The 26,615-nt window shown below is 74.0% G+C and carries 21 protein-coding genes; 13 read left to right on the top strand and 8 right to left on the bottom strand.

The genetic code is table 11. The features are described 5' to 3' along the window. Positions 1-118: 118 nt before the first annotated feature. The 3 genes from WMF34_RS13275 to WMF34_RS13285 all read right to left on the bottom strand — a co-directional run bounded on the left by WMF34_RS13275 (position 119) and on the right by WMF34_RS13285 (position 3,564). Positions 119-1,381: a hypothetical protein gene (locus WMF34_RS13275; RefSeq protein ID WP_437993505.1), complete on the bottom strand. Its 1,263-nt coding sequence runs from the start codon at positions 1,379-1,381 to the stop codon at positions 119-121. Then, positions 1,378-2,592, bottom strand: a complete 1,215-nt coding sequence (locus WMF34_RS13280) for a hypothetical protein (RefSeq protein ID WP_437993506.1) — start codon at positions 2,590-2,592, stop codon at positions 1,378-1,380. The genes WMF34_RS13275 and WMF34_RS13280 overlap by 4 nt, the downstream gene beginning before the upstream one ends. A gap of 138 nt (positions 2,593-2,730) precedes the next feature. Beyond that, positions 2,731-3,564, bottom strand: coding sequence for a tetratricopeptide repeat protein (locus WMF34_RS13285; protein WP_437993507.1), 834 nt, complete (start codon positions 3,562-3,564; stop codon positions 2,731-2,733). Between the two features lie 358 nt (positions 3,565-3,922). On the opposite strand from WMF34_RS13285, the gene WMF34_RS13290 reads away from it, so the two are divergent. The 7 genes from WMF34_RS13290 (at position 3,923) to WMF34_RS13320 (ending at position 10,735) form a co-directional block, all read left to right on the top strand. Next, on the top strand, positions 3,923-5,368 hold the full coding sequence (locus WMF34_RS13290; protein WP_012235192.1) for a sigma-54-dependent transcriptional regulator: 1,446 nt from the start codon (positions 3,923-3,925) through the stop codon (positions 5,366-5,368). Positions 5,369-5,372: 4 nt separating this feature from the next. Beyond that, positions 5,373-6,665, top strand: coding sequence for a formylglycine-generating enzyme family protein (locus WMF34_RS13295; protein WP_437993508.1), 1,293 nt, complete (start codon positions 5,373-5,375; stop codon positions 6,663-6,665). Between the two features lie 156 nt (positions 6,666-6,821). After that, the gene (locus tag WMF34_RS13300; RefSeq protein WP_080598861.1) at positions 6,822-7,562 is read left to right on the top strand and encodes a hypothetical protein; all 741 of its coding nucleotides are present in this window, start codon (positions 6,822-6,824) and stop codon (positions 7,560-7,562) included. Then, positions 7,559-8,848: an ABC transporter ATP-binding protein gene (locus WMF34_RS13305; RefSeq protein ID WP_437993509.1), complete on the top strand. Its 1,290-nt coding sequence runs from the start codon at positions 7,559-7,561 to the stop codon at positions 8,846-8,848. The genes WMF34_RS13300 and WMF34_RS13305 overlap by 4 nt, the downstream gene beginning before the upstream one ends. Then, complete coding sequence (locus WMF34_RS13310; protein WP_437993510.1) at positions 8,838-9,602, top strand: hypothetical protein; 765 nt, start codon at positions 8,838-8,840, stop codon at positions 9,600-9,602. Before WMF34_RS13305 ends, WMF34_RS13310 begins: the two co-directional genes overlap by 11 nt. Positions 9,603-9,726: 124 nt before the next feature. Next, positions 9,727-10,146: a hypothetical protein gene (locus WMF34_RS13315; protein WP_437993511.1), complete on the top strand. Its 420-nt coding sequence runs from the start codon at positions 9,727-9,729 to the stop codon at positions 10,144-10,146. A gap of 46 nt (positions 10,147-10,192) precedes the next feature. Further along, positions 10,193-10,735: a hypothetical protein gene (locus WMF34_RS13320; RefSeq protein ID WP_012235198.1), complete on the top strand. Its 543-nt coding sequence runs from the start codon at positions 10,193-10,195 to the stop codon at positions 10,733-10,735. Here WMF34_RS13320 and WMF34_RS13325 read toward each other — a convergent pair. The 3 genes from WMF34_RS13325 to smpB form a co-directional block, all read right to left on the bottom strand. Further along, complete coding sequence (locus WMF34_RS13325) at positions 10,713-12,167, bottom strand: DUF362 domain-containing protein (protein ID WP_231864821.1); 1,455 nt, start codon at positions 12,165-12,167, stop codon at positions 10,713-10,715. The two genes, WMF34_RS13320 and WMF34_RS13325, sit on opposite strands and share 23 nt — an antisense overlap. A gap of 191 nt (positions 12,168-12,358) precedes the next feature. Further along, positions 12,359-12,661, bottom strand: coding sequence for a hypothetical protein (locus WMF34_RS13330; protein WP_012235200.1), 303 nt, complete (start codon positions 12,659-12,661; stop codon positions 12,359-12,361). After that, complete coding sequence (gene smpB / locus WMF34_RS13335) at positions 12,658-13,182, bottom strand: SsrA-binding protein SmpB (RefSeq protein ID WP_044968393.1); 525 nt, start codon at positions 13,180-13,182, stop codon at positions 12,658-12,660. The genes WMF34_RS13330 and smpB overlap by 4 nt, the downstream gene beginning before the upstream one ends. Before the next feature lie 196 nt (positions 13,183-13,378). Between smpB and WMF34_RS13340 the strand changes: the two genes are divergently transcribed. The 3 genes from WMF34_RS13340 to uvrA all read left to right on the top strand — a co-directional run bounded on the left by WMF34_RS13340 (position 13,379) and on the right by uvrA (position 21,060). After that, a complete protein-coding gene (locus tag WMF34_RS13340; RefSeq protein WP_044964772.1) occupies positions 13,379-13,771 on the top strand; it encodes a hypothetical protein in 393 nt (130 codons plus the stop codon). 40 nt (positions 13,772-13,811) lie between these two features. Continuing rightward, complete coding sequence (locus WMF34_RS13345; protein ID WP_437993512.1) at positions 13,812-15,464, top strand: collagen-like protein; 1,653 nt, start codon at positions 13,812-13,814, stop codon at positions 15,462-15,464. Between the two features lie 250 nt (positions 15,465-15,714). Next, positions 15,715-21,060, top strand: a complete 5,346-nt coding sequence (gene uvrA / locus WMF34_RS13350; protein ID WP_437993513.1) for an excinuclease ABC subunit UvrA — start codon at positions 15,715-15,717, stop codon at positions 21,058-21,060. 45 nt (positions 21,061-21,105) lie between these two features. Here uvrA and WMF34_RS13355 read toward each other — a convergent pair whose 3' ends face one another. Further along, positions 21,106-21,309, bottom strand: a complete 204-nt coding sequence (locus tag WMF34_RS13355; RefSeq protein WP_012235204.1) for a hypothetical protein — start codon at positions 21,307-21,309, stop codon at positions 21,106-21,108. Between the two features lie 162 nt (positions 21,310-21,471). On the opposite strand from WMF34_RS13355, the gene WMF34_RS13360 reads away from it, so the two are divergent. Next, the gene (locus tag WMF34_RS13360; RefSeq protein WP_437993514.1) at positions 21,472-21,954 is read left to right on the top strand and encodes a hypothetical protein; all 483 of its coding nucleotides are present in this window, start codon (positions 21,472-21,474) and stop codon (positions 21,952-21,954) included. Between the two features lie 471 nt (positions 21,955-22,425). Here WMF34_RS13360 and WMF34_RS13365 read toward each other — a convergent pair whose 3' ends face one another. Then, positions 22,426-24,504, bottom strand: a complete 2,079-nt coding sequence (locus WMF34_RS13365; RefSeq protein ID WP_012235206.1) for a serine/threonine-protein kinase — start codon at positions 24,502-24,504, stop codon at positions 22,426-22,428. 326 nt (positions 24,505-24,830) lie between these two features. On the opposite strand from WMF34_RS13365, the gene nadC reads away from it, so the two are divergent. Both nadC and WMF34_RS13375 read left to right on the top strand, forming a co-directional pair. Then, entirely contained in the window at positions 24,831-25,682 is an 852-nt protein-coding gene (nadC, locus tag WMF34_RS13370; RefSeq protein WP_437994632.1) for a carboxylating nicotinate-nucleotide diphosphorylase, read from the top strand. Beyond that, positions 25,679-26,500 (top strand): biotin--[acetyl-CoA-carboxylase] ligase, encoded by an 822-nt coding sequence (locus WMF34_RS13375; protein WP_437993515.1) that lies wholly within the window; start codon positions 25,679-25,681, stop codon positions 26,498-26,500. The genes nadC and WMF34_RS13375 overlap by 4 nt, the downstream gene beginning before the upstream one ends. The last annotated feature ends 115 nt before the right edge of the window (positions 26,501-26,615 follow it).

Raw genomic sequence — 26,615 nt, forward strand, 5'->3', positions numbered from 1 at the left:
ACCGGAAGTTCAGACCGTCTGGATGGCCACGAACTCTGCTGCGAATGCGAGCCCGCGCCGGGATGGCCGTGCGGCGACGAGCTTGGGGATCAGGGCGATCCCAGCATCGCGGTCGAGGTCAGCGCACGCGCCGGCCCCTCGGACGCGCCCGCCACGCGGCGGCGAGCGCCCCGGCGGCGAGCGCCAGCCAGGGCGTCGAGCCGGCCGCCGCGCCGCTCCCGGGCGCATCGCAGGTGCAGCGGCCGTAGATGCCGACCGTCGTCGAGGTCGTCTCGTCATCGTCGTCGTTGCCCAGGGGGGCTCCGGCGCCGCCGTGCCCTGCTGTCGTGACGGGCGCGCCTCCCGCGCCGCCGCTCCCGCTTGTGCCGCCGCGGCCGCCCGTGCCGCCGCCTTCACCGCCGCCGCTGCCAGCGCCGCCGCTCCCGCCTTCACCGCCGCCGCTGCCAGCGCCGCCATCGCCGCCAGCGCCGCCGCCGCCCGTCTCGCCGCCGTCGTCCGCGCAGCGCGTGAGATGGAGGGGACGTTTGCGCGTGCAGTCCGTCGGGGACGCGCAGCGGGGATCGGAGAGCGCGGGCGGCGCGCCTGTGCCGCCGATCTCGCCCAGATCAGGGTAGGCGACCTCGGTCCTCTCCCAGCGCCCCCCGGTGTGCTCCATCCAGCCGAACACCCGCTCCTGGTACGGAACGGCGCCGCCGATCGCCGGGTCGTAGACGCCGCGGCCCGCGTCGTAGTTGGGGTTGTTCGGGTTGTTGACGTACGCGAGCCCGTTGTAGGCCCACACGGCGCTGTACCAGTGCTCGATGAACGCGGGTTGCCGGTCGCCGACGCAGCGCGTGGCCCTCCACTTCGCGGCCAGGATCTGGGTGCCGGTGGCCGCGTTGTAGGTCGGCTCCGCGGCCACGCGGCGCGGATCGAAATCCGGGCTGTCGCCGCGCCGCATGCCGCTCGTGATCTGCGAGGCGCCGTAGCCGCAGTCGAAGGAGATGATCGTCCGCGAGCTCCCCCCCGCCTGATCCATGGGCCGGTCCGGCGGGCAGAACTGCTGCCACCCCGACTCCTGCATGGCGATCGCCTTGAGCAGCTCGCAGGGGAACGTGGCGGGAACGTCGCGCCGCGCCTCGGGCAGATCGCAGCCCTGACCGAGGTTGAAGGCCGGCGGACCGGCGTCGCCCCAGGCCTCGGGGCCCCGCGAGACGCGGTCGAAGATGGCGTTCCACTCCGCGACGGAGGGGTTGATCCCGGGCACGGCCTCGATCGCGCAGCCGCGATCGTTGTACGCGCTCGACGCGGTGAAGCAGGGGCAGTACGCGGCGCGCGCGGCCGGCGCGACCAGCGCGGCCGCGGAGAGCGCCGCCGGGATCAAGAGAAGGCGGCCCCTCACGGGCCCTCCTTCGCAGTGGTGAAGCCGGCGACGGCGATGCGCGCGCCGGGGGGCGCAGGGATCGCGGCGACCTCGCCGCTCTCGACCCGGATCGCGAAGGGGACGGCGAACGCGGACGGGTTCGTGTGCAGCGCCGCCACCCACGCCGCGTCCTGCGAGACGGCCTGGATGGCGTCGATGCCGGGGCCGAGCGGGCTGCGGATCGCGGCGCGCGCGCCGACGACGAACAAGCCGGTGGCGCGCTCGGGCGTGTACGCGAGCCCGCCGCCCGGCCAGGCGTACGGGGCGAGGCCGTGGCTCGCGCTCGCCTCGAGCCGGGTGCGCTTGCCCCGGGCGAGATCGATCCGATCGATGACCCACAGGCCCGGATCGGTCTCGTGCCGCTCCTGGAACACGAGCGCGCCCGCCGCGGCGTCGATCGAGAAGTCGCGCGCGAACGGCGGGATCGACGGGGCGATCACCCGCGTCGCGCCGGAGTCGGGGTCCACGAGGACGATGTCGGCCGACGCCGGGGAGACGCGGTAGAGGACGAGCTCGCCGTTCCACGCGCCGGCGAGGAAGGCGAGGTGGCCGGTGTGTCGGTGCACGGTGCGGATCGCGCCGGTGGCGAGGTCGACCTCGTCGATGGTGAGCGCGTCGACCCGGAGCCGCGCGGGGTCGTTGTCGGGCCGCGGCTCCGGGCCGGCGACGCCGCGCGAGACGAAGACGCGCCCCTCGGCGGTGACGAGCGGGCGGCTCGCGTGGACCACGCCGTCGCAGAGCGCGACGGGCTCTGCGCCCGGCTGGATCCGGAAGAGGCTCGCGTTGAACGAGCGGTCGCTGGACGGGCTCGTCTCGGCGGTCGCGACCACGAGCCGCGTTCGCGGGACGACGCGGGCGCGGACCACGGCGTCGCTCAGGTGCCGGAGCGTGGCGAGCGCGGGGCCGGCCTTGGCTCCGCCGATCGGCGCGATGTGGAGCGTGGTCCGGGCCGCCCCCGGAGGCGTCGCGAGGATCGCGACGCTGGGTGGCGCGGAGGGATCGGCGGGCGCCGCGACGGCCGTGGGCACGAGGAGACGGCCGACCCGCGAGATCGCGGGCGCAGGGGCGTCGCCATCGGCGAGCACCGCCGTCATCGTGCCCGTCAGCGCGGCGAGCAGCGCGCAGGGGAGCGCGATCCTGTGCAGACGGCGCCGTGTCAGGGGCGAGCGGGCGTAGGAGCTGAGATGCACGACAGGAGAGTAGACGATGCGCCGGTGAGCGCTCGCTCGCGACGCGGCGCTCTCTTGCCAGCCTCTGCCTCCGCGCCGTCCCGTGCGGCCGGGGCGCCCGACCACGTCGCCGTCGCGCCCGGCGCCAGGTCGCCAGCCCTAGAAGCGGCCGGCCATGCCGAGCCCGGCCGCGCCCGGCCCAGCGACCGGCGTCAGCTGGATCTTGCTCGGCCAGGGCTGGTTGAACCCGAGCTCCCAGATGAGGCCACCGGCGACGCCGGCGGCGCCCAACCCGAGCAGCACGCCGCCGACCGTCGCGTGCGTGCGCCCCTGATTGCCCCGCTCGGCCACGTCCTCCGTGCAGCCCTTGCGCGACGGGCAACGGTCCTCGGCGGCGCCGATGTCCGCGAAGCCGCTCGAGGTCAGGATCCCGCCGACCAGCAGCGTGACGACCCCGGCGCCCGTCGCGACCCACGGCGAATAGCCGTAAGGAGGCTGCGGCGGAGGCTCCTCCTTGGGGCGGTCCGGGATCGCCGAGGCGGTGGGAGCCGTCGGGAGCACCGCCGGCGCCGATGCGGACGCGCTCGCGCTGGCGCTCGGCGCCGGCCGGAGGGCGTTCTTGAGGTTCTGGATCTTGTCCTGGATCGTCTGCGCGTCGCTCGCGTCCGGCGTGCGGGCCAGGTAGGTCTCCAGCGCCGTGACCGCCTCGGCCCGCTCGCCCTTCTTCTCGTAGGCGTTGGCGATGTTGATCAGCACGCCGTGCGCCGAGCAGTCGAGCTGGTAAGCGTCCTTCCAGTACTGGATGGCGCGATCGTAGTCGGCGCGCTCGTAAAACTGCGTGGCGGCCTTGTGCGCCCCCTTCGCGCCTTCCAGGTCGGCGGGGGTCGCCGTGCGGTAGCACTCGGGGTATTCGATGGCCGGATCTCCTGCTAAGGCCAACCCCGCGGCGAGGAATATCCCCGCGCCGAGACCGACCAGCCAAGTCCGAAGCACACGCATCCGAGCCGCCCTCCGAGAAGTGGCCGCAGCATACTGATCCGCTTCGCCGGCAGCGAGAAAAAGGAACTATTACGGACCTCGAGGCAATGCGTTCGGCCTGCCGACCGGCGCGGCGAGCGCCGAGCGAAGCGGCGGCCAGGGGAGCTGGACAGGAGCGCCGAGCGAAGCGACGGCTGGAGCGCCGAGCGAAGCGACGGCCGGGGGACGGGAGCCCCGAGCGAGGCGGCGGCCGCGGGGAGCGGGCCGGGAACGCCGCCGGCGCGCCCGCGCGGCGCGCCGGTCGGCAGGCCGGAGCGTCGAGGGACGGTCCCGGCGCTTGCTTGGTTTCCGGTTCTGCTAGTCTCGCCCGGTGATGCTCCCCGAAAAGAAGCAGATCCTCGTCGTGGATGACGAGGCGAACCTCCGGCGGGTCCTCAGCGCCCAGCTCAGCCGGGATGGCTACGAGGTCCACACCGCGGAAGACGGCGAGGAGGGGCTCGCGTTCCTGAAGGAGCACCACATCGATCTGGTCATCACCGATCTCCGGATGCCCAAGGTCGACGGCATGGACCTGCTCCGCGCCGCGCTCCGCGACGACCCGTCGCGGCCTGTGGTGCTGCTCACGGCGCACGGGACCGTCGACAACGCCGTCGAGGCGCTCAAGACGGGCGCGTTCGACTACATCACGAAGCCGTTCGATCAGAACGAGGTGCGCGTCGTCGTGAAGAAGGCCCTCCGCACCCGCGATCTCGCGAGCGCGGACGCGACGCGGGACGTCTCCGCGGCGCAGCCCCGGGGGGGCTCCGACCGGTTCGGCATCATCGGCGAGAGCCCGCCCATCCAGGAGCTCTACGCGATCCTCGAGCGGGTCGCCGACACGCCGACCACGGTGCTCATCAGCGGCGAGAGCGGCACCGGGAAGGAGCTCGTCGCGCGGGCGCTGCACGAGAACTCCGGCCGTCGCGACCGGCCGTTCATCAAGGTCAACTGCGCGGCCATCCCGAAGGACCTCATGGAGTCGGAGCTCTTCGGCTACGAGCGCGGGGCCTTCACCGGCGCGGTCGCCTCCAAGCCGGGGCGCTTCGAGCTCGCCTCCGGCGGGACGCTCTTCCTCGACGAGATCGGCGAGATCCCGAACGAGATGCAGGTGAAGCTCCTGCGCGTCCTGCAGGAGAGCGAGTTCGAGCGGGTCGGGGGCATCAAGACCATCCACGTCGACGTCCGGCTCGTCGCCGCCACCAACCGCGACCTCAAGCGGGAGATCGCGGCGGGCACGTTCCGGGAAGACCTCTTCTACCGGCTCAACGTCGTCCCGATCGCGCTCCCCGCGCTGCGCGACCGGAGGAGCGACATCCCCCACCTCTGCGCCCACTTCGTTGCGAAGTTCAACGCGCGCCTCAAGAAGAGCATCGAGAGCATCGAGCCCGAGGCGCTCGAGCGCCTCGCCTCGCACGCCTGGCCGGGGAACATCCGCGAGCTCGAGAACGTCGTCGAGCGGGCGCTGCTCTTCGCCGACGGCGCGCGCATCCGCCTCGACGACCTGCCGGAGGAGATCCGCGGCGGCGCCACGTCGGCGCCCGGCGCGGCGCTGCCGCTCGCGGCCGCCGCCGCGGACACCTCCGCCGCGCCGTCGACGCCCGACGGGCTGAAGGAGCAGGTGAAGGCGGCGATGAGCAAGCTCGAGCGCGACCTCATCGAGCGCGCCCTCAAGCAGACGCACGGCAACGTCACCCACGCCGCGCGGCTCCTCAAGATCTCGCGCAAGGGGCTCCAGCTCAAGATGAAGGAGCTGAACCTCCGCGAGCGCGACGCCGAGTGAGCCCGTGGGCCTCGGCGAGCAGCGCTCCGTCCGCGCGCCGGGGGGGAAGGCCCTCGCCGCCGCCGCCTCACTCGCCGGCCTCCTCGCGGCCTCTCCCGGCTGCGATCGCGGCGGCGCCCCGCCGGGCATGGACGCCGATCTCGACGCCGCCCCGCCCTGGGACGTGAGCCAGACCGAGCCGGAGCCGCGCCCCGGCATGGCGTGGATCCCGAAGGGCGTGCTCATCGCGGGCACGCCGCCGGACCGGCTGCCGCGCATCGCCGACGAGGAGATGGCGGGCGCGCAGGTCGTGATGCACGGCTTCTACATCGACATCTTCTCGTACCCCAACGAGGTCGGCGCGATCCCGACCACGAACATCGCGCAGGACGAGGCGCGCGCGCTGTGCGAGGCGCAGGGCAAGCGCCTCTGCACGGAGCTCGAGATCGAGCGGGCCTGCAAGGGGCCGGACAACACCACGTACGAGTACGGCGACACGTACAAGGCGCCGGCCTGCGCGACCGGGCAGAGCCGGGTCCTGACGCCCAACGGGGTGAACGCCGGGTGCGTGAGCGCGTTCGGGGTGCACGATCTCCATGGCGGCGTATGGACCTGGACGTCGAGCCAGTGGCTGCGGGACAGCGGCAAGCCGGGGCTCGTCACGCTGCGCGGAGGCAACGGGCCGACGGGCGAGCTCGTGGGGCGATGCGCCCACGGGCGCGGCGCCAAGCCGGACACGCGCCGCCCCGAGGTCGGCGTCCGCTGCTGTGCCGGCGAGGTGAACAGCTTCGAGGTGGTGCTCGAGGTGACGCGCGATCGCCCGCTCCGGCTGGAGCCGCTCGTCGACGCGCGCGCGGCGGCGCAGCTCGCGGCGCTCGCGCCGGAGGAGGTGCGCAACGCGTCCCGGGCCGGGTCGGCCGAGGGGGCGTTCAGCGTGGAGCGCATGTGGACCTGGCACCCCCGGGGCAACGAGGAGCTCGTGCTCGGCGGCGGTTGCGCGCGGCCGGCCGCGGTGAACGGGGCGCCGCGCGGGCGCGTCAAGCGCGCGAAGCGGGCGCGCCCGGGCGACGGGACGACGTGCGGGCTCCTCATCGCCCGGATGCGCATGAGCGCGCCGGCGCTGCTCGCGTTCGTCCCGTCGGATCTCTGGGAGCCCACGATCGGCGAGACGGACTCGCCGCGCGAGCTCTTCCTGTACGGCGGCGATGCGCTGGGCGCCTTCCGCCGTCGAATCACCTACGAGTGGGGCAAGATCGGCGTCGCCGACAAGGAGCGCAAGCGCAAGCACAAGGGCCGCCGCGGGTTCTCGTACGACTGAGGCCCATCGGCGTCGCGACGGGTGGCGCTGGCGCGCGGCGGCACCACATTCCGGCGGCGCGTTCCGGCCCGTGGCACATTCGCCTTGCGCCCGGGCGCCTGGAAGGGCAGCGCTAGCAGCGCGCGTCGCCGCCGCGCCGTCCGCACGCTCCCTCCGATGACCCGCCCGCACGACCCCGAACCGCGCGACGCGACGAGCAAGCGTCCGGACGATCCCGCGCGGCGGCGCGCGGCCGCGCGGCGCTCGCTGCGCGCGGCCGTCGCGCTCGGCTGCGCGCGGCTCCGCGGCGCGCGCGGCGGGCGGCTCGGCCTCGCCATGGCGGCGCTCATCTCGCTGGGGTGCGGCGTCATGGCGCTCGTGCTCCGGCTGGACGACGGGACGACCTCGCTGGAGGCGCTGCTCGGGTCCGCGGCGCGCGGGCTCGCGTGGGCGGCCGCCGGCCCCATCGCCCTCGCGGCGGCGCACGATCGCCCCGGGGCCGACCGCCGCGACGGCATCGAGGCGCTCGCCGCCGCGCGGGGGATCTCGCGGGCCTCGCTCCACGGCGTGCGCAGCCTCGCCGCGATGCTCGAGGTCGCGCGCGTCGTCGCGCTCCCGCTGGCCGCGCTCTCGGTGCTCGCGGCGCTCCTCTCCGGCTCGCTGCTGCTCGGCCTCCGGCACCTCGCGTACGGCGCCGCGCTCGCCCTGTTCGGTGTGGTCTCCGGTGTGACGCTCGGCGGCCTCGCCGCGGCGAGCGGCCGCGTCGCCGGGGCGCGAGGGCGCGCCCTGTTCCTGGTGCTGACCCTCGTCCCCTGGGGGCTCGCCGATCTCTCCGGCGACTCGAGGTGGTCGATCCCGGGAGCGCTCGGCGCGTTCCTCTCCTTCGCGGCCCGCTCGGCGGGAGGCCCTGCAGGATGAGCCCGGGCGCTCCTGTCGTGGTGCTCGAGGGCGTGCGCGCGCGCGACGGCGCCGGCGAAGAGGGGCGCCCTCGGGGGGGCCTCTCGGGCCTGTCCCTGGCGCTCGGCCCGGGCGTGCACGCGGTGCTCGGCGCCCCGGAGGACGGGACGCTCGCCCTCGCGGAGGTGCTCGCAGGGCGCGCAGCCCCCCTCGCCGGCCGCGTCGTCGTGGCGGGGCGCGACCCGCACCGGAGCGCGGCGACGCGGGCGCGGATCGGCGTCCTGGCCGCCACCCCGGAGCTGCCTGACGGCGCGTCGGTGGCGTCGTCCATGTCGGTCGCGCTCCGGGCCCGCGGCGCGCCCGCGAGCGGCGCCCCGGCGCTCCTCGAGCCGCTCGGCCTCGCGCCGCTCCTCGCCCGCCGCGCGGCCTCGCTGAGCTTCTCCGAGGCCCGGGCGGTCGAGCTGTCGCTCGCCCTCGGGGTGCCGCGGCCGCTCCTGCTCTGCCTCGTCGAGCCGTTCGCCGACGTCGCCGTGCCGTCTCCGGAGCCGGTCCGAGAGCGCCTGCGTACCCTCGCTGCAGCTGGCGCCTGCGTCGTGCTCGTCACGTCCTCGACCGTCGACGCGAGCGCCCTGGCCGACCGCATCCACGTGCTCGATCGCGGCGTCATCGCGCGGACCGAGCCCGGCGCCGGCGAGCGCCTCGCCGCTGCCCCGGGCGCGGACCCGCCGGGCGCGGGGCGGCCCGAGGTCGAGATCCACGTGCTCGTCCACGAGCGGGCGCCCGACGCGCCCGGCGCTCGCGCGCTCGCCGCGGCGCTCGCGAGCGCTCCCGCCGTGCGCGCGGGCGCGTGGGAGCAGGGGCCCGCGGAGGCGTCGTCGACGCTGCGGATCCGGGCCGCGGACAGGGAGGCGGCCGCGCTCGCGATCCTGGACGCGGCCGCGAGGGAAGACGTCACGCTCATCGCGATCTCCTCGCCGCCCCCGTCGATGCACGACGTGCGGGCGGCGACCGCGCTGCACCTCGCCGCCGTTCGCTCGCGCCGCCCCTTCGGCGCACCCGCGATCGAGGGCGCTGCCCCGCTGCCGGGCGCGCCCGAGGGGCCGTTCGCGGTGGCGGCGTTCGACGCGCCGGCGCCGCTCGGCCCGGCAGCGCCGCTCGACCGGCCGTCGGACGGTCCGTCCGCGCCCGCTGGTGTGCCGCTGTCGGCGCACGGCGATGCCGCTGCCGGCGGACGTAGGGGGGCCGACCCGCCTGGGGCCGACGGTTCGCCGCACGCCACGGAGACAGGACGCCACGATGGTGGGTGAGAGCGCATCGAGCGCCGCAGCGCGGCCGCTTCCTCCCGCGGAAGGGGGGGCCGAGCGGGGCGGGCGCGCGCTGACGGGCGTCCGCCTCGGGATGGAGATGACCCTGAGCCGCCTCCGCGCGCGGCGTCCGCTGCTTTCGTTCGGGCTCGGCGCCGCGCTCGCGCTCGCGGCCGCGGTCATCGAGATCGCGTTCGGGTCTTCCGGGGCCGTGGACCGGGCGCTGCTCTCCACGTTCCGCCTCGCCACGCCGCTCACGATCTTCGCCCTCGCCGCCGACGCCGCCGATCGCACCACGCTGCGCGACGCGGCCTGGCCGGCGGCCCGCTTCGGCGCCTCGTCCCACCATGTCGCGCTCGGCATCGCCCTGGCCACGGCCCTCGCTTCCGCCCTCGTGGGAGCGCTGCTCGCCGCCGTCGTCGTCGCCGTCGCGCATCGTCCCGGTGCTGCGCCATTCGTCCGAGACATGCTCGTCAGTGGGTGGATCGGCGCGCTCACCGGAGCCGCCTACGCTGGCTGGTTCTCGCTCGGTGCGACCTTTTTCCGGCGCGGCCTCGGCCGCTTCGTGCCGCTCGCGGCCGATCTCCTGCTCGGTGGCTCTGCCGGGGTGATCGGCGCACTGTTGCCCCGGGGCAACGCCGTCAACCTCCTCGGCGGCCCGCCGCCGCTCGGGCTCGGGCAGCCCGCGAGCGCCGCCCTCCTCGCGTCGAGCGCCCTCGTCCTCGCGCTCGTCGCGGCGGCTCGCTGCAGGGAGTAGCGCGCGGGCCAGGCCGCGGGAGCTCGGCTCGCCTTGCCCCGGCCGGCTGCTTGACGTCCACCGCGATGGCGTGAGCGGCGCAAGAGGGATGGCTTCATCCGCTCGTTCACGTACTCTTCAGGGAATGACTCAGGAGCACGGGGACGACGAGGCCACCAAGGCGGTCAACGCGCCTCGATCGGTCCTGCTCGTCGGCTCGTCCGAGGCGCTGGCGACGCGCTGCAGGGGGATGTGCCTGCGGGCTCGCGTCATGCTCATCGTCGAGAGCGACCTGGCGGCGCTGACGAACACGGCCGTGGAGCGGAAGCCGCTGGCGTTCCTGTTCCCCGACGACATCTACGCCTTCGACAGCGCGGAGTTCGACGCCCTGGCGCGCGACATCCAGGCCGCGGTGGTGACGCTCGAGCCAGGCGTCACGGACGAGGTCATCGAGGCGCGGCTCGCGGAGGCGCTGCTCCGAGCCGAGCTCCTCCGGCAGCCCGAGCCGTCGTCGAGCCGTTACGTGCTCGTGCCCGATGGCCCCCGCCGCTCCAAGCGTCGCTGACCGGCGCGCCCTGGCATGATGATGAAATGAAAAGGAGCTCCATCCGATGAGCGAGCTGCACCTCGATCCGAACGCGTCCCGCCTGACGATCCACACCCGAGCCGTAGGGATGCTCGCGCGCCTGGCGCACGACCTCGAGATCACGGCGTCCGAGCTGCGCGGTCGGGCGCGGCTCGACGGCGAGTCATGGACCGCCGAGCTCGAGGTCCCCGTGGCCAAGCTCTCCGTCGCGGGGGTCCTGCGCGGCGATCGCGTCGATCCCGACGCGCTCTCCGCGGGAGATCGCGGCGACATCGAGCGGCGCCTGCGCGGCGAGGTGCTCGCGGGGACCGAGATCGTGGCGGTGCGCGCCTCGGGGGCCGCGCGTGACCGCGCCGAGGTGCGCGTCCAGGTCGCCTCGGGGAGCGCCTCGCTGGTGGCGCGGCTCTCCTCGCGCGATCGCGGCGACGGCGCGATCGGGGTGACGGGTACCTGTCAGCTGTCGATGGCCGCGCTCGGCGTGCGCGAGGTCAAGGGGCCGCTCGGCGCCTTCAAGGTGCGGGACGAGCTCGACGTCCTCTTCGATCTCACTCTGCGGCCTGCGAGCTAGGCGGCTCGGACGGGAGCTCGGGCGCCGCGTCGCCGCGCGAGCAGGCGCCGTGGACCTGGTAGGGTTTGCCGGCGATCCGCTTCGCGAGCGAAGCCCCGCGCCAGGCGACGTACGCCTTGTTGAAGTCGAGCAGCTGGTCGGGGGCGAAGTACGGGTTCTTCGTCTTGCCCAGCGTGACCAGCGTGAGCACCTGCTCCGCCACGCTCACGGGGCAGCCCTCGAGCCGGAGGGTGGTCTCGTTCCGGGCCATCGCGAGCTTGGTCGTCACCTTCACCATCTTCGCGAGGACGTCATCGTGCTTCGCTGTGTAGGGGTCCCGCGCGCTCCGCTCCCGGTACAGGCTCTCGACGCTGACCAGCTGATCGCCGATCTTCCCTTTGTACGTCGCGCAGTCGCCGATGAAGATCACCTTCTCGCCCGGCTTCGCGTCGATGGGGCCCTCGTAGGCGCCGAACACGACGTGCATCCGCGGCATCTTCGCGTCGCACTCCTTGTCGTACTCGCGCAGGATCTCGATCGCCTCCTCGATGGCCCCTGGACAGCCGCCCCAGCAGTAGTCGGTGCGCTCGGGCTCGGGCGGCGAGCCTGCGTAGGCCGTGATGTTCGTGCCCTCGAAGTACTTCTCGACGCGGACGAGGCCCACCTTGAACCCCTTGGCCTTGTGCTTCGCCTCCTCGAGCGTCACGTCCCCCGTGATCTCGATCTCGCCGAGGTCCATCGGGCCGAAGCCGCGCTCCGACGCCAGGCGGATGTGCTCGACGCTCCTCGGATCGACGCCGATGATCTGGCAGCAGACCGAGTCGAACGCGACCTGGTTGTTCCCCATGATGATGAGGCCCAGGTCGAACGGCGAGGGCGTGAGCATCCGCCCCTCGCCCGCGGTGATGGCGTCGATCGCGATGAACTGCGGCTGCACGATGTACTGGAGATCCGCGACCTTCTCGTTCAGCCGGTGATCGTGATCGATGAGCCTGTGCCGATCGTCCTGGATCCCGATGTAGTTCTTCATCGAGAAGGTCACGGTGGTCCAGGGGTGCGACTTGAACTTGGGGCAGTTCACGAAGAAGTCGGCCTTCGCGACGGGCTCCGGCGTGAACACGTAGTCGCGCAGCCGGCCCTCGTGCGTGAGCGGGATCTCGACCTGCTGCTCTTCCTCGAAGTGGTAGTGCTTGACCCCGGTCCGGCGGAACATCGGGTAATAGCCGGCGCTCTCGTACGTCATGCGGGTCGGGAGCGTGATGCCGCAGCGCTCCCCGACGGCGAGCTCTCTCACGCGCCCGTCGTCGCGATCCTTGAGCGCGCCGATCACCCCCTCGACGAACTCGGGCCGCGTGTACGCGTGCGGAAAGTGTGCGCCCGACGCGACGACGTTGGGCTTGATGAGCGTCCGGCCGTGTGGCCGCAGCGAGAGCTCTTCGAGACCGCTGCGCACGATGCTGCGGATCTTCGCAACGTCATACGTCGAGCAGCGGCGCAGAATTACACGAGGGCGCGACGTAATTTTCATAGAGAGCCAGCGTATGGGTCGCGATGAGCCATCGCAACACTCGCCGCCGGACGAGCCGCGCCGCGCTGCCGCTGCCGAACAGCCTGGGCGTTCGCTGCTGGACGGATCGTCGTGGCTCAGCCCGTGCGTTCGCCGCCGACGAGCCGCGCCAGCTCGGCGCGGACCTCGCGCGTCGCATCGATGAGCCGGCCTTCGAGCTCGTAGGTGCGCTCACCGGGCGCCGCGTCGTTGGGCTCGGTGGGTGTGCGCAGGCGGCACCGGGCGACCTTCACCCGGATCGCCGTCCCTGTCGGCTGGAGTGAGCCCTCCACGCGCGCTCCTGGCGCCGAGGAGGCGGTCGAGTGGAGCCGCACGCGATCGCCGTCGATCTCGACGAGCTCTGCCTCGCCGCCCTTGGACCAGGTGAGGTGCGACGTCATTCCGGCCTCCGCAGCCCGGCGCTCCGCGCGCGGGCGGCGCCGCCGCGGGCCCGCTCCATCGCCGCGCGGGCTTCGCGGGTGGCGTCCTTCTCTTTCAGGCTCTCGCGCTTGTCGACGGTCTTCTTCCCCTTCGCGAGGGCGATCTCGGCCTTCACGCGCCCGTTCTTGAAGTAGAGGCGGGTCGCGATCACGGTCATGCCCTCCCGCTCCACGCTCTTGCGGATCGCCTCGATCTCGCTCTCGTGCAGCAGCAGCTTGCGCGGGCGCTTCGCCTCGTGCCCGAAGGCGGCGCCGGGCATCACGGGGATGTTGACCCCCTTCAGGAACGCCTCCCCGTTCTCGATGGCGCACCAGCTGTCGGTGAGCTCGGCCGCGCCGTCGCGGAGCATCTTCACCTCGCTGCCGAGCAGCACCAACCCTGCCTCGAACCGATCGTCGAGGGTGTAGTCGAACGTCGCGCGCTTGTTGCGCACGATGAGCTTCTCCCCCTCTCGCTCCTTCTCTTTGCCAGCGCGGCTCACGCGGCCGCATAGCGCGCGCGCCGCCGCCTGTCCACACCGCTTCACAGGGCCGCGCCCGCGCGGCGCCGCTGCTGCGCGCGCGTCTCGCTGACGCGCGGCGCGTCCCGCTGCGGTGGCGGCGTCCTCGCTTGACGCCGATCGCCGCCGCTCGTCCAATGGTCCTTTCGCTCGACCTGCCGTCGGCCTGGAGGACTCAGTGAATCGCGGACTGCGCTTATCGGCCTGGCTCGGGGCGATCGTGGTGAGCTCTGCGCTGACCCCCGGGTGCAGCTGCAGCTGCGGCGTCGTCGCGGACGGCGGCACCGTGGACGGCGATGGGGGGTGGGGCGGCGGCGGGCAAGGCGGCGATGGGCACGGCGGCGGCGGGCAGGGCGGCGATGGGCACGGCGGCAGCGGGCAGGGCGGTGGCGTGCAGACTCCCAGGCGCGTCGGGGCGACCGAGACGGTGACGGCTGGCGAGGTCGCGAGGAGCTCGCGCTACCGCATGGTGTTCACGCTCGGGCAGCCGACGCAGAACCAGGGGACGTCGACCTCACCCAAGGTGCGGATGCGAGGAGGGCTCATCGGAGCCGACGGGAGCTCGCCATGACGAGGAGCTGGCGATGAGGAGATCGATGATCGCGCGATGCATGACGGCATCCGCCCTGGCGGCGGGCGCGATCGTGGTCGCGGGGACCGCGGCTGCGGCGGTCCCGGCGACCATCACCCATCAAGGCCGGCTCTACGACGAGCGGGATGTGCCCATCAGCGCGACGCTCGACGTCGTGTTCGCCCTTTACGACGAGCGCGACGCTTCGACGCCCCTGTGGAGCGAGGTCCATTCGATCACGTTCGAGGACGGCTTCTTCTCGGTGCGCCTCGGCTCGATCGTCCCGTTCGAGCAGGCGATCTTCGACGGCGCCGAGCGGTACCTCGGCATCACCGTGGGCGACGATGTCGAGCTGGCGCCGCGCGCGACGGTCGCGAGCGTGCCGTACGCGCTGCTCGCCGGCAATGTGAACGGCGACATCACGCCGACCTCGGTCACGGTGAACACCACGAGCGGCAACACGTTGGTGCTCGGCGAGCGTGGGGTCATCGTGAACGGCGTCCTCGTGATCGACGAGAATGGCGAGTGGGTCGGCTCGCCGGCGGGGCTTCAGGGTCCGCAGGGGCTGCCCGGACCGATCGGTCCTGCCGGTGAAACGGGCCCGGTCGGACCGGCGGGGCCGGAGGGGAGGGTCGGTGCGACTGGGCCTGCGGGGGCTGCTGGTCCGACGGGGCCGGCCGGGCCGAGCGGAGCGATCGGGCCGACGGGCGCCGCAGGCCCCACCGGGCCCACGGGGCCGGAAGGCGTGGCTGGACCCAGGGGGCCGGAGGGCCCGGCAGGGCCCATGGGGCCCGAAGGCCCGGTAGGCGCAATCGGACCGGAGGGCCCGATGGGACCAGAAGGTCCGATGGGCCCGACGGGACCAGAGGGCCCGACGGGCGCGACCGGACCGGAGGGCCCGAGAGGACCAGAAGGCCCGGTGGGCGCGATCGGTCCAGAGGGCCCGATCGGCCCGAGAGGACCAGAGGGCCCGGTGGGCGCGATCGGTCCGGAGGGCCCGAGAGGACCAGAAGGCCCGGTGGGCGCGATCGGTCCAGAGGGCCCGATGGGCCCGAGAGGACCAGAAGGCCCGGTGGGCGCGATCGGTCCGGAGGGGCCAATGGGGCCGCTCGGGCCAGAGGGGCCGATCGGCCCCATGGGACCCGTGGGCCCTACCGGTCCGCAGGGACCCGTGGGCCCTACCGGTGCGCAGGGGCCAGTGGGTCCTACCGGTCCGCAGGGGCCACGCGGGTTTACCGGCCCCACTGGTCCGACCGGGGCCCAGGGGGTCGTGCTGACGTTGACGGTCCAGGGCGTCGGGCCGCATACCGCGCTGCCGGTCGGGAGGCCTGTCGACTTTTTCGGGCCGACAGCGCTGGTGGCGGTCTCGTCGACGAGCCAGTCGATCTATGCGACCGCGCATCGGTACCTGGGCACGGACGGCTCGCCTGCGGACAGCCTCAAGCTCTACATGTGCTACCAGCGGGTTCGTTCCGGGCCGTCTGGCACGGTGCTCGACGAGGTCCAGGCGGTCGGCCTCGGGATGGCCGGCGGCCGGGTCCCCGCGGATACCCGCGTCCCCTTCGGGCTCAGCGCCGTCATCACCAACCTCACCGCGGGCACCTACAACATCGGGATGTGCGGCCAGACCTTGAGCCCGAACTGGACAAGCAACGACTACGGCTACCTCTCGATCCTCCTCGTCAACGGCTAGCCGCCGCGCCTGCCGGGCGCGCCCGCCGCGCTCGGCTTGCCGGGTCGCCCGAGCGCCGTGCGCACCCGTTGCCACGGGCCGTGATAATTCGACGACGCGGAACGCAATGCCGCAGCACGCTGGGCCGGCACGCCGCCCACGTACGATCGTTCGCGACGATGGGCTGAAAGGGGGCTAAACACTCGCGGTTTTCACGCGGCCGTGTCCACTCCGGACGGCGTCCCCGCGGGTTCACCCTACCGCGCGTCCTATGCACTCGATCTGTCTCCGCGGCGCCCGCACGCACAACCTCCAGGGCATCGACCTCGATTTCCGGCCCGGCGAGCTCGTCGCCATCGCCGGCGTCTCGGGCGCTGGCAAATCGTCGCTCGCGCTCGACACGCTCTATTCCGAGGGACAGCGCCGGTTCGTCGAGAGCTTCAGCCCGTACGCTCGCCAGTTCCTCGAGCGGCTGGAGCGTCCGCCGATCGACGCGCTCGAGCCGGTGGCGGCCGGCGTCGCCGTCGATCGACGCGCGCCGGTCAAGAGCTCGCGATCGACCGTCGCCACGATGGCCGACCTCGAGCCGTATTTCTGCGCGCTCTTCGCGCGCGAGGCGGTGCCTGTCTGCCCGTCCTGCGAGGCGCCGGCCGCGCGGACCGACCCGGCGCGCGCGGCCGACCTCGCCGCGAGCGCGCACGAGGGGGCGACCGCGCTCGTCACGTACCCGATCGCGGTCGCCGGGACCGAGCGGTTCCTCGACGTGCGCGAGTCGCTGCTCGCCGCCGGCTACCGGCGCCTGCTCGTCCGCGGCGAGGCGCGCGACATCGACGCCGTGGCGCCGTCCGAGGCGATGAGCGGCGCGGACAAGGTCGAGGTCATCGTCGATCGCGTCCGGGTCGCCCCCCGGGAGCGCCGGCGCCTCGGCGCCGCCATCGAGGAGGCGTGGAAGGGCAGCGGGGGCGACGCCTCGCTCCACCTGCAGCGCAAGGCCGACGAGCAGGGCGGCCAGGGGGCGGGGCCCACGCGGCTCCGGCTCGTGCGCGGGCTCGCCTGCCCCTCGTGCGCGCGCGCCTTCGACCCGCCGCGCCCCGGGCTGTTCTCGTACCAGTCCCCCACCGGCGCGTGCCCCTCGTGCCGCGGCTTCGGCCGCACCCTCGGCATCGACTACGACAAGGTGATCCCGGACCCCTCGAAGTCGATCGCAGGCGGCGCGATCCGGCCCTGGAACGGCCGCTCGACGACGTGGGAGCGGAAGCTGCTCCGCGCGTTCTGCGAGCGGAATGGCATCCGCACCGACAAGCCGTGGCGCGACCTCTCGGACGCGCAGCGCGCGCTCGTGCTCGAGGGCGAGGGCTCATGGACCCAGGGGAAGTACCCCGGCGTGAAGGCCTGGTTCCGCTGGCTCGAGACGCGCACCTACAAGATGCACGTCCGCGTGCTGCTCGCGCGTTACCGCACTTACGACGTGTGCAGCGCGTGCAACGGCAAGCGGCTCGCCCCCGAGTCGCTCCTCTACCGCGTCGGCGGCCTGGATCTCGCCGCGTGGCACGAGCTCGAGCTCCGCGACGCCCGCGCGCGCCTCGAGGCCGAGCGCCCCCAGACGGGCCAGGGGGAGATGGCGCGCCGCGAGCTCATCGCGCGGCTCGGGTACCTCGAGCGGGTCGGGCTGGGCTACCTCTCGCTCGCCCGCCAGGCGCGCACGCTCTCGGGCGGCGAGGCGCAGCGCGTCGCGCTCACCGCGGCGCTCGGCACGTCGCTGACGGGCGCGCTCTTCGTGCTCGACGAGCCGACGGTCGGCCTGCACCCGACGGACATCCCGCCGCTCATCGCGGCCATGCGCGAGCTCGCCGATCGCGGCAACGCCGTGCTCGTCATCGAGCACGAGCCCCTCGTCATCCGGGCGAGCGATCGCGTCGTCGAGCTGGGCCCGGGCGCGGGCAAGCAGGGCGGGCGCGTCACCTTCGACGGCCGGCCCGACGGGCTCGCCGCGCGCGGCCCGCTGGCGTCGGCGCGCGCGGAGCGCCGGGCGCCGAGCGGGAAGATCGCGATCCACGGCGCGCGCGAGAACAACCTCCGCGACGTCACGGTCGACGTGCCGCTCGGCGTCGTCGTGGCGATCACGGGGCCGAGCGGCTCGGGCAAGAGCACGCTGGTGAACGACGTGCTCTACCGGCACATCGCGAGGGCGCGCGGCTACAAGGACGTCGAGGCGCCCGGCCTGTACAGGCGCATCGAGGGCACGGCCGACATCCGCACCGTCACGCTCGTCGACCAGGCGCCGCTCGGGCGTACCTCGCGGGGCAACCCTGCGACCTACACCGGCGCATGGAACCGCATCCGCGCGCTCTTCGCCGAGCAGCCGGAGGCGTCGGCGCGGGATCTCGGGCCCGGCCACTTCTCGTTCAACGTCGCCCTCGGGCGCTGCGAGGCGTGCGCGGGCGAGGGGAGCGAGACGATCGAGATGCAGTTCCTCGCCGACGTGTCGCTGACCTGCCCCACCTGCAAGGGCAAGCGGTTCCGCGACGAGGTGCTCGAGGTGAAGCTCGACGGGCGCTCGGTCGCCGACGTGCTCGACCTCTCGATCGACGAGGCGTTCGAGGTCTTCGTGGGGCAGCCGGCGATCCGGCGGGCGCTCGCGCCGCTCAAGCAGCTCGGCCTCGGCTACCTCACGCTCGGGCAGCCGCTCTCGACGCTCTCCGGCGGTGAGGCGCAGCGGCTGAAGATCGCGCGCGCGCTCGGCGAGCCCTGCGCGGGCGCGCTCTTCCTGCTCGACGAGCCGAGCGCCGGCCTGCACCCCGAGGAGGTGACGCACCTCAACGCCGCGCTCTCCGTGCTCGTGGCCGAGGGCGCCTCCGTGATCGTCGTCGATCACGACCTCGACGTCATCGCCGCGGCGGACTGGGTCGTCGATCTCGGCCCGGGCGCGGGCAGCGAGGGCGGGAGCGTCGTCGCCGAGGGGACGCCCGAGGAGGTGGCCCGGACGGCGACGCGGACCGGCGTCTCGCTGGCCGAGTGGTTCGCGCAGCGGGGCGACGGCGGCGCTCGGCGCCCGCGGCGCGGTTCGGCAGCGGCCCCCGCCGCCCCGAAGCCCGGCAAGCGCGGCGGCGCCGCCGCGCGCGCGTCGGTCGACCGGGGTCGGATCGAGGTCGAGGGCGCGCGCGAGCACAACCTCGCCGAGGTCTCGACCGTGATCCCGCACGGCGAGATCGTCGTCATCACCGGCCCGAGCGGCTCTGGCAAGAGCACGCTCGCGTTCGACGTGGTCTTCGCCGAGGGCCAGCGGCGCTTCCTCGAGACGCTGACCCCCTACGCGCGCCAGTTCCTCCCCACGCTGCCGCGGCCGGACGTCGATCGCGTCACCGGCGTCCCCCCCTCGATCGCGCTCGAGCAGCGCACCACGCGCTCCGGCGCCAACTCGACCGTCGCGACCGTGACCGAGATCGCGCACTACCTGCGGCTGCTCTACGCCAAGGTCGGCGAGGCGCGCTGCCCGGACTGCGACGTGCCGATCGAGGCGCGCTCGCCGGACGACGTCTACCGCTCGCTCGTCTCGACGCGCGGCGCGCGGACGCTCCTCGCCCCCGCCGTCGTGGCGCGCAAGGGGACGTATCTCGACGTGTTCACCGCCGCCGCCCGGGCCGGCATCACCCGCGCGCTCGCCGACGGCGAGCCGTGCGCGACCGACAGCCCTCCTCGCCTCGACAAGCGCCGCGAGCACTCGATCGACCTCGTGATGTACGAGGGCCGCATGGACGGCCTGGATCGCGCCCTCTTCGATCGCGCCCTCGCGTTCGGGCGGGGGGCAATCAAGCTCGTCGGCGGCCGCGGCGGCGAGCAGCTGCTCTCGACCACGCGCACCTGCCCGCGCTGCGGCGTCGGCGTCCCGGAGCTCGATCCCCGCTGGTTCTCTTTCAACACGAAGCAGGGCCGGTGTGCGTCATGCGAGGGGACGGGCGCCTCGGACTTCGACGACGACGCGCTCGCGACGCCCGACCCGTGCGAGGCCTGCGGCGGCTCGCGCCTCGCGCCGATCCCGCGGGCGGTCCGGCTCGCGGGAGAGCGTTATCACCAGGCGTCGGGCCGGTCGGTCGCTGCCGCGGCCGCGTGGGCGAGGGGGCTACAGTTCACGGGCGACCGCGCGCTGATCGCCGAGGCGCCGCACAAGGAGCTCTGCCGCCGGCTCGACTTCGTCTGCGAGGTGGGCCTCGGCTACCTCACGCTCGATCGGCGCGCGGCCACCCTCTCGGGCGGCGAGATGCAGCGCCTGCGGCTCGCGGCGCAGCTCGGCAGCGGCCTCACCGGGGCGCTGTACGTCCTCGACGAGCCGACCATCGGCCTCCACCCGCGCGACACCGACAGGCTGCTCGGCAACCTCCGGCGGCTCGCCGGGATGGGCAGCACCGTGCTCATGGTGGAGCACGACGCCGACACGATCCGCGCGGCGGATCACCTGATCGACCTCGGCCCCTCGGGCGGGCGCAAAGGCGGCAGGATCGTCGCCGCGGGGCCGTCGCGCGCGGTGCTCGCGAACCCCGACTCGCCGACCGCCCGTGCGCTCGCCGGCGAGGATGCGCTGCTCAGCGCGCGCCCGGCGCGCCCTCCCGTGCGCGAGCACATCGAGCTCCTCGGCGCCCGCGCGCACAACCTCCAGGGGGACACGCTCCGGATCCCCGCGGGCCGGATGACGGTGGTCGCCGGCGTGTCCGGCTCGGGGAAGAGCACGCTGATCCAGAAGGTGCTCTACCCCGCCGCGCGCCGCGCGCTGGAGCTGGAGGCGCCCGAGCCGGGCCCGCACAAGGCGCTGCGGCTGCCGAAGAGCATCCTGCGGGCGGTGGCCGTCGATCAGTCGCCCATCGGGCGGACGCCGCGCTCGATCCCCGCGACGTTCCTGGGCGTCTGGGACGAGGTCCGCAAGCTCTACGCGGCCTGCCCCGACGCGCAGGTGCGCGGCTACGGCCCTGCGCGGTTCTCCTTCAACACGGCCTCCGGCGGGCGGTGCCCCGCGTGCGAGGGGCAGGGCGTCATCGCGCACGAGATGTCGTTCTTGCCGGACGTGACCACGCCTTGCGAGGCGTGCGGCGGCGCGCGCTTCGAGCCGGCGACGCTCGACGTGCGCTACCTCGGTCTGTCCGTCGGCGAGCTCCTGGACCTCACCGCGGAGGAGGCTGTCGAGGTCTTCGCGGCCCACCCGAAGATCCGCGCCCCGCTCTCGACGATGTGCGATCTCGGCGTCGGTTATCTCCACATCGGCCAGGGGTCGCACACGCTCTCGGGCGGCGAAGCGCAGCGGCTCAAGCTCGCGGCGGAGCTGACGGCCGGCGCGCGGCCGAAGCCCACGCTCTATGTGCTCGACGAGCCCACGACCGGCTTGCATCTGGCGGACGTGACGCGCCTGGTCCGCGTGCTCGATCGCCTCGTCGAGCGCGGCGACACGCTGGTGATCATCGAGCACCACCCGGCGGTTATCGCGTGCGCGGATCACGTGGTGGAGCTCGGCCCGGAGGGCGGCGCCGGCGGCGGGCGCATCGTGGCGGAGGGCACCCCGCGCGAGATGGCGCGTCAGCCGACGGCGACGGGCGAGGTGCTGAAGCGGATCTTCGCGAAGGCTACGTGAGCGGGCGCGCCGCGCGAACCGGCGCGCCGTCCCGGGGAGCGCGGCTCAGCCGCCGGCGCGCTTCGCGTACTGGTACGCGGTGTAGGCGGAGATCAGGTGGCAGATCCAGCCGAGCCAGCCGCCCGAACCGATCCACAGGCCGGGGGTGACGATCAGCCAGAAAATGCAGCGCAGGAACGCGCCGTTGTAGAGCTGCCCAACGCCCGGAATAAGGAACGAAAGCACTGCGGCGATCCCGGATTTGCTCATGGCATCGGAACCTGATCACCGTGACCGCCCTGTCAAGCGGGCTGGGGGAACGTGGGCACGGACCCGCCGCGCCGCTGCCAGCAGCACGGCGCCCGGTGCAGGCGGGCTCAGTGGCTGCCTGGCAGGACGATCCTTCGACGGCCCGTCGAGGACGTAGACGGGGTGGGCGCAGGGGTCGTCGACGTGGCGGTGGGCGCAGGGGTCGTCGACGTGGCGGTGGGCGCAGGGGTCGTCGCCGTGGCGGTGGGCGCAGGGGTCGTCGCCGTGGCGGTGGGCGCAGGGGTCGTCGCCGTCGGCTTGGGTTGTGCTTGCGCCGTCGGCTTCGGGGCCGCCACGGGGGCGGGCGCGGGCGGCTCCGGCGCGGTCGCCGCGGGTGTGGCGGCCGTCGGCGGCGGAGGCGCCGGATCGCCGGCGACCGACGCAGGCGCCGGGGGCGCCTCGATGGGCGTCAGCGCTGCCGCATCTTCGGACGATCCTCGGCTGCGCATCACGAAGAAGGCGGTCGTCAGCCCGCCGATGACCACGAACGCGCCGATGCCGATCAGCGCGAGCGTCGCGCCGGAGCTCTTCGCGCGAGGACGCGCGGGGATCGGCGCCGGGTACAGCGCACCGCCGCCCGGCGGCTGGGGAGCGCCGCCGGCGTGAAACCCCGGCGCTCCGGCGGCCCCGGGGCCACCTGGGGCCCCGAACGGCGAGCCGCCGTACGGGCTGGGCGGTTGGGGCGGCTGCCCGTAAGCGCCTCCTGCTCCAGGTGGCCCGCCGTAATTCGCTGTCGCGCCGGGCCCGTACGGGCCGGGGGCTCCAGGCGGCGGCGCGCCGTACGGGCCTGCGGGAGCGCCGTAAGGACCGGGCGTCCCGGGAGGCGCGCTGTTGGTCCCGCCTTCGACGAGGGTCCGCGGGACGGCTGCGCCAGCGGCGTTCGGATCGTGCGGCGCGGTGCCGGGCGGCACGGGGAAGGCGCCCTGCGGCGAGTTGGGCCCTGCGAGCGGAGGCTCGCCGGGCACGGTCTTGCCAGGGCCGTACATGCCGCTCGGGGGCGCAGGCCATCCCGGCGGCGGACCGCTATTCTGGTTGCTCATCGAGATCGCATCCTACCTACCGTACGCGCCTGGCGCGTCAGTTGTTGGGTACGATGATCACGCGCCGGCGAGGCCTGTCCGGCGGCGTGTCGGGCGGGCTCGTCGTCGGCGTCGTCGGCGGGCTCGTCGTGTTCGGCGGGGGGTTGGCCGGCGGCTGTGCGCTGGTCGGCGCGGGGAACGGGAACGGCGGCAGCGTCGACGGGATGACCCAGGGAAGCTGGGGGATGATCGTCGTCCCGCTGGGGCGTGTCGTCGGCGCCGTCGTGGTCGTCGGCGCCGTCGTGCTCGGCGTCGCCGGCGGCTTCGCCGTCGTGGTCGGCCGGGGCTGAGGCTTGGCGACCACGGGCGGCTCGACAGGAGGTGGCGTCACCGCCGGGGGCGTCACGGCGGGGGGCGTCGTCACGGGCGGGCTGGGATCCGAAGGCACCGTGTTGGCCGGCTGGAGGGTCGGCAGGGCCGGCGCCACGTCGGCCTGCTCCTGCCGGCTCAGCTCGTTGGCGATGTACAGACCGCCGACGACGGCCCCCGTGATCCCCGTGGCGAGCAGCAGGATGGCGAACAGCGACGTCCCGCCTCGCGCGGGCCGCTGCGCGCCGTGCGCCGAGGCGCTCTGCGAGATCCTCGGCAGCGGATCCATCGGCGCCGTCCCAGGGATGTAGCCCTGCGCGCCGCCGCCATATGCGCCGCCATACCCGGGCGCTGGGCCGCCGTTGAATCCGCCGCCCGGGGCCGCGCTCCTGTCCATGAACGGCGCGCCTCCGACCGCCGTCCCTCCCGGGCGCGGCGACACATCGAAGGGGCCCGGCTCGTGGCTCGTGGCGGGCACCCCCTGGGGGAGCGCGTAGGGGGCGGCGCTCACGGTCGCCGGCTGCGCGATTTGGGGATACCCACCTTGCTGGGGATAGCCCCCTTGGGCGAAGTACGGGCCCGAGGAGGGCTCCGGCCTCGGCGTGAACCCTGGCGCTGACGCCGAGGGACCTCGGGCATCCGAGGAAAAGCCGCCCATGGGGGTCGAGGGCCCGAGGCCGCCCGGGGGGCCGCTGGACGCGTGCTGCGCGCCGCCGTCCTCCGGCGGAATCGTCTTGGGAACGGAGCTGGCGCGACCGTCCCCCATCGCGTTGGTCGCGGGCGCCGCCGCGGAAGGCGTGAGCATCCCGGGCGCCGCGAGGGCTGCCGCCAGGGCGGCCCCGGACGACCGCGCCAGGCTGACCTCGGACGGCGCGGGGGTGAGCGCCGACGGGGCGCGGGCGGCTCGGGCGAACGGCTCCAGGGCGCTGCGGAACTCGGCGGTGGTCGCGAAGCGATCCGCCGGCGAGGCCGCCATGGCGCGGTGGACGGCGGCGCAGAGGCCGGGCGCGAGCTCCGGCGCCAGGTCGGAGAGCCGTGAGATCTGGCCCGAAAGGTAGGCTCCCGCGATCTGCTGGGGCTCATCGCCGCCGACCGGCCGGCGGCCGGCCAGCATCTCGAAGACGATGACGCCCAGCGAGAAGATGTCGGCGCGCGCGTCCACGGAGTCCGCGGAGTAGGCCTGCTCGGGCGCCATGTACTCGGGGGTACCCATGATCACGCCGGGGCGCGTCAACCCGCGATCGAGCTCCCCCGTGACCTTCAGCTTGGCGATGCCGAAGTCGAGCAGCTTGATGAGCGGCTCTCCCTTGGCGGACTTCGTGATGATCACGTTGTCCGGCTTGAGGTCCCGGTGGACGACGCCCGCGCGATGGGCGGCCTCGACGCCCTCCAGCATCTGCATCGTGTACTCGAGCGCGTCGGGGTACCCGAGACGGATGCCTGCCCGGTAGAGCTCCTCGTACAGGGTCTGGAGCGTCTTCCCCTCCAGGTACTCCATCACGATGAACGCCAGGCCGGACGCCGTCTGGTCGACGTCGCTGACGCGAACCACGTGCGCGCTCTGGATCTGCGCGGAGACGCGCGCCTCCTGAAGGAAGCGCTGCACCAGGCCGGAGCGGCGGGACAGCTCGGGGTGGAGAAACTTGAGGGCGACCGTCGTCCCCAGCACCTCGTGGCGGGCTTCGTAGACGCTCCCCATGCCGCCATCGCCGATGAGGCGCACGAGTCGGTACTTGTTGTTGATGACCTGGCCTGCCTGCGGACGCATCGATCTCCGTTGAGGGCGCTGGAGTTGCTCGGAGAGTCTCACAGGCTGGTAGACGAACGTCAGCCCCATTTGTGCGACACAGCGTCGCGATGATCGCGATCCGCCCTGCTTTTCGGCGCGGCGAGCCCCCTCCATGTCCGCCGGCGTCCCGTCCAGGGCGCCCATACGGCTGAGGTCGCAGGCTCCAGGGCGCACGTGCCCCCACAAGGATTCGCGATGACGCGACGCGTTGTCGCGGCTCGTGTGGGCGCGACAGCGCTGATGCGCGCGTGCGGGACCGAGTATACCTGGGAGCGCCGCGTGGGAGCGGCGCCGAGGAGATGCCCGTGCTGGCTGCGCCGTTGCTCGATGCTCTGATCGACCGCTCTCTGGAAGAAGATCTCGCGGGAGGCGATCTCACCACCGAGGCTTGTGTCGAGGCCTCCGCGCGCGCGACCGCGAAGGCGGTCGCGCGCAAGCCGCTCGTCGCGTGCGGGGGCGACGTGTTCCTGCGCGTCTTTCAGCGCCTGGATCGGCAAGTGCAAGGCGAGGTGCTCGTCGCGGACGGCACCGCCGTCGGCGCCGGCGCGGTGCTGTGGACGGTGCGTGGCAGCGCGCGCTCGCTCCTCAGCGCGGAACGCACCGCGCTCAACCTCGCGCAGCGGATGAGCGGCGTCGCCTCCGAGGCGCGCCGCTACGCCGAGGCGATCCCGGCTGGGTCGAGCGTGCGCATCACCGACACCCGCAAGACGACGCCCGGTCTCCGCGGGCTGGAGCGCTACGCGGTGCGCGTGGGCGGCGCGCACAACCACCGCGACAGCCTCGGGAGCGCCGTGCTCATCAAGGACAACCACATCATCGCGGCGGGCGGCATCGCGACCGCCATCGCCCGCGCGCGGGCGCGCGCCCCGCACACGACGAAGGTCGAGGTCGAGGTGGCCTCGCTGCAGGAGCTCGATCAGGCGCTCGCCGCCGGCGCCGACATCATCATGCTCGACAACTTCACGCTGGCCGACGTCAAGGCCGCGTCCGCGCGCGTGCGGTCGGCGCAGCACGGCCGGCCTCTCCTCGAGGTCTCCGGCGGCATCACGCTGGAGCGCATCCCCGAGCTCGCCGCGGCGGGCATCGACGTCATCAGCGTCGGGGCGCTGACGCATTCGGCGCGCGCGGCCGACATCGCGCTGGATCTCTCGCTGTGAGGCGGCTCGACGGGGAGGCGATCGAGCGCGAGCTCTCGCGGCTGGGCGCGTCGTTCGGGCGGCCGCTCGCCGTGGCGGCCGAGACCGCGTCGACGAACGACGACGCGCGGAGCGCGGCCGCAGCCGGCGCGCCGCACGGGGCTGCGTTCCTGGCCGACGCGCAGACGCAGGGGCGGGGGCGCGGCGGGCGCTCCTGGCACTCTCCGCCCGGCGAGAACCTCTACCTGTCGGTGGTGTTGCGCCCGAGCCTGCCTGCGAGCCGCGTGGCCCCCATCGCGCTCGTCATGGGGCTCGCCGTCGCGTCCGTCATCGAGCGGCGGCTCGCGCCTCTTCCGTCCCGCGGCGCGTCGGGCGGCGGCTCCGCCGTCGAGGTGCGGCTCAAGTGGCCCAACGACGTGCTCGCCGGGGGCCGCAAGCTGGCGGGGATCCTCGTCGAGGCCCAGCTGCGCGGCGAGTCCGTGAGCAGCGTGATCGTCGGTGTCGGGCTCAACGTCCATGCGTCGAGCTTCCCGCCGGATCTGTCGGCGCGGGCCACGTCGCTCGCGATGCTCGGGATCGACGACGTCCCGCGCGAGCGCCTCGCCGCGGAGCTGCTCCAGGCGATCGGCGACGCGGCGGCGAGGTTCGAGGCGGGAGAGCTCGCGCCGTTCGCGGAGGATCTCGCCCGGATGGACTGGCTGCGCGGCCGCCGCGTCGAGGTCGGCGGCGTGGTCGGCGTCGCGGCGGGGATCGATCCGGAGGGGCACCTGCTGGTCCGCGGCGCGGACGGCCTCCTCCGGGCGGTAGCGGCGGGCGAGGTCAGCGTCATCTCCAGCTGAGTGTCCCGCGCCGCTTGCGTTGCGCGCTCGGCGCGGCCAAAGCTCCCGCCCACCTCGGGTCGCCGGCGGCGTGGCGCCGCCGAGGCGGACCGAGGCTCCTCGGAGGCGTCGCTTC

Origin of the sequence: Sorangium sp. So ce145 (assembly GCF_051525985.1) — a bacterium.
Classification (GTDB): Bacteria; Myxococcota_A; Polyangia; order Polyangiales; family Polyangiaceae; genus Sorangium; species Sorangium cellulosum_B.

Excerpts from the sequence above, each read along its gene's own strand:
- WMF34_RS13305 (WP_437993509.1), top strand. The coding sequence starts at position 7,559 with ATGAGCCCGGGCGCTCCTGTCGTGGTGCTCGAGGGCGTGCGCGCGCGC.
- WMF34_RS13300 (WP_080598861.1), top strand. The coding sequence starts at position 6,822 with ATGACCCGCCCGCACGACCCCGAACCGCGCGACGCGACGAGCAAGCGT.
- WMF34_RS13310 (WP_437993510.1), top strand. The coding sequence starts at position 8,838 with ATGGTGGGTGAGAGCGCATCGAGCGCCGCAGCGCGGCCGCTTCCTCCC.
- WMF34_RS13365 (WP_012235206.1), bottom strand. The coding sequence starts at position 24,504 with ATGCGTCCGCAGGCAGGCCAGGTCATCAACAACAAGTACCGACTCGTG.
- WMF34_RS13315 (WP_437993511.1), top strand. The coding sequence starts at position 9,727 with ATGACTCAGGAGCACGGGGACGACGAGGCCACCAAGGCGGTCAACGCG.
- WMF34_RS13290 (WP_012235192.1), top strand. The coding sequence starts at position 3,923 with ATGCTCCCCGAAAAGAAGCAGATCCTCGTCGTGGATGACGAGGCGAAC.
- WMF34_RS13345 (WP_437993512.1), top strand. The coding sequence starts at position 13,812 with ATGACGGCATCCGCCCTGGCGGCGGGCGCGATCGTGGTCGCGGGGACC.
- WMF34_RS13355 (WP_012235204.1), bottom strand. The coding sequence starts at position 21,309 with ATGAGCAAATCCGGGATCGCCGCAGTGCTTTCGTTCCTTATTCCGGGC.
- WMF34_RS13330 (WP_012235200.1), bottom strand. The coding sequence starts at position 12,661 with ATGACGTCGCACCTCACCTGGTCCAAGGGCGGCGAGGCAGAGCTCGTC.
- uvrA (WP_437993513.1), top strand. The coding sequence starts at position 15,715 with ATGCACTCGATCTGTCTCCGCGGCGCCCGCACGCACAACCTCCAGGGC.
- WMF34_RS13320 (WP_012235198.1), top strand. The coding sequence starts at position 10,193 with ATGAGCGAGCTGCACCTCGATCCGAACGCGTCCCGCCTGACGATCCAC.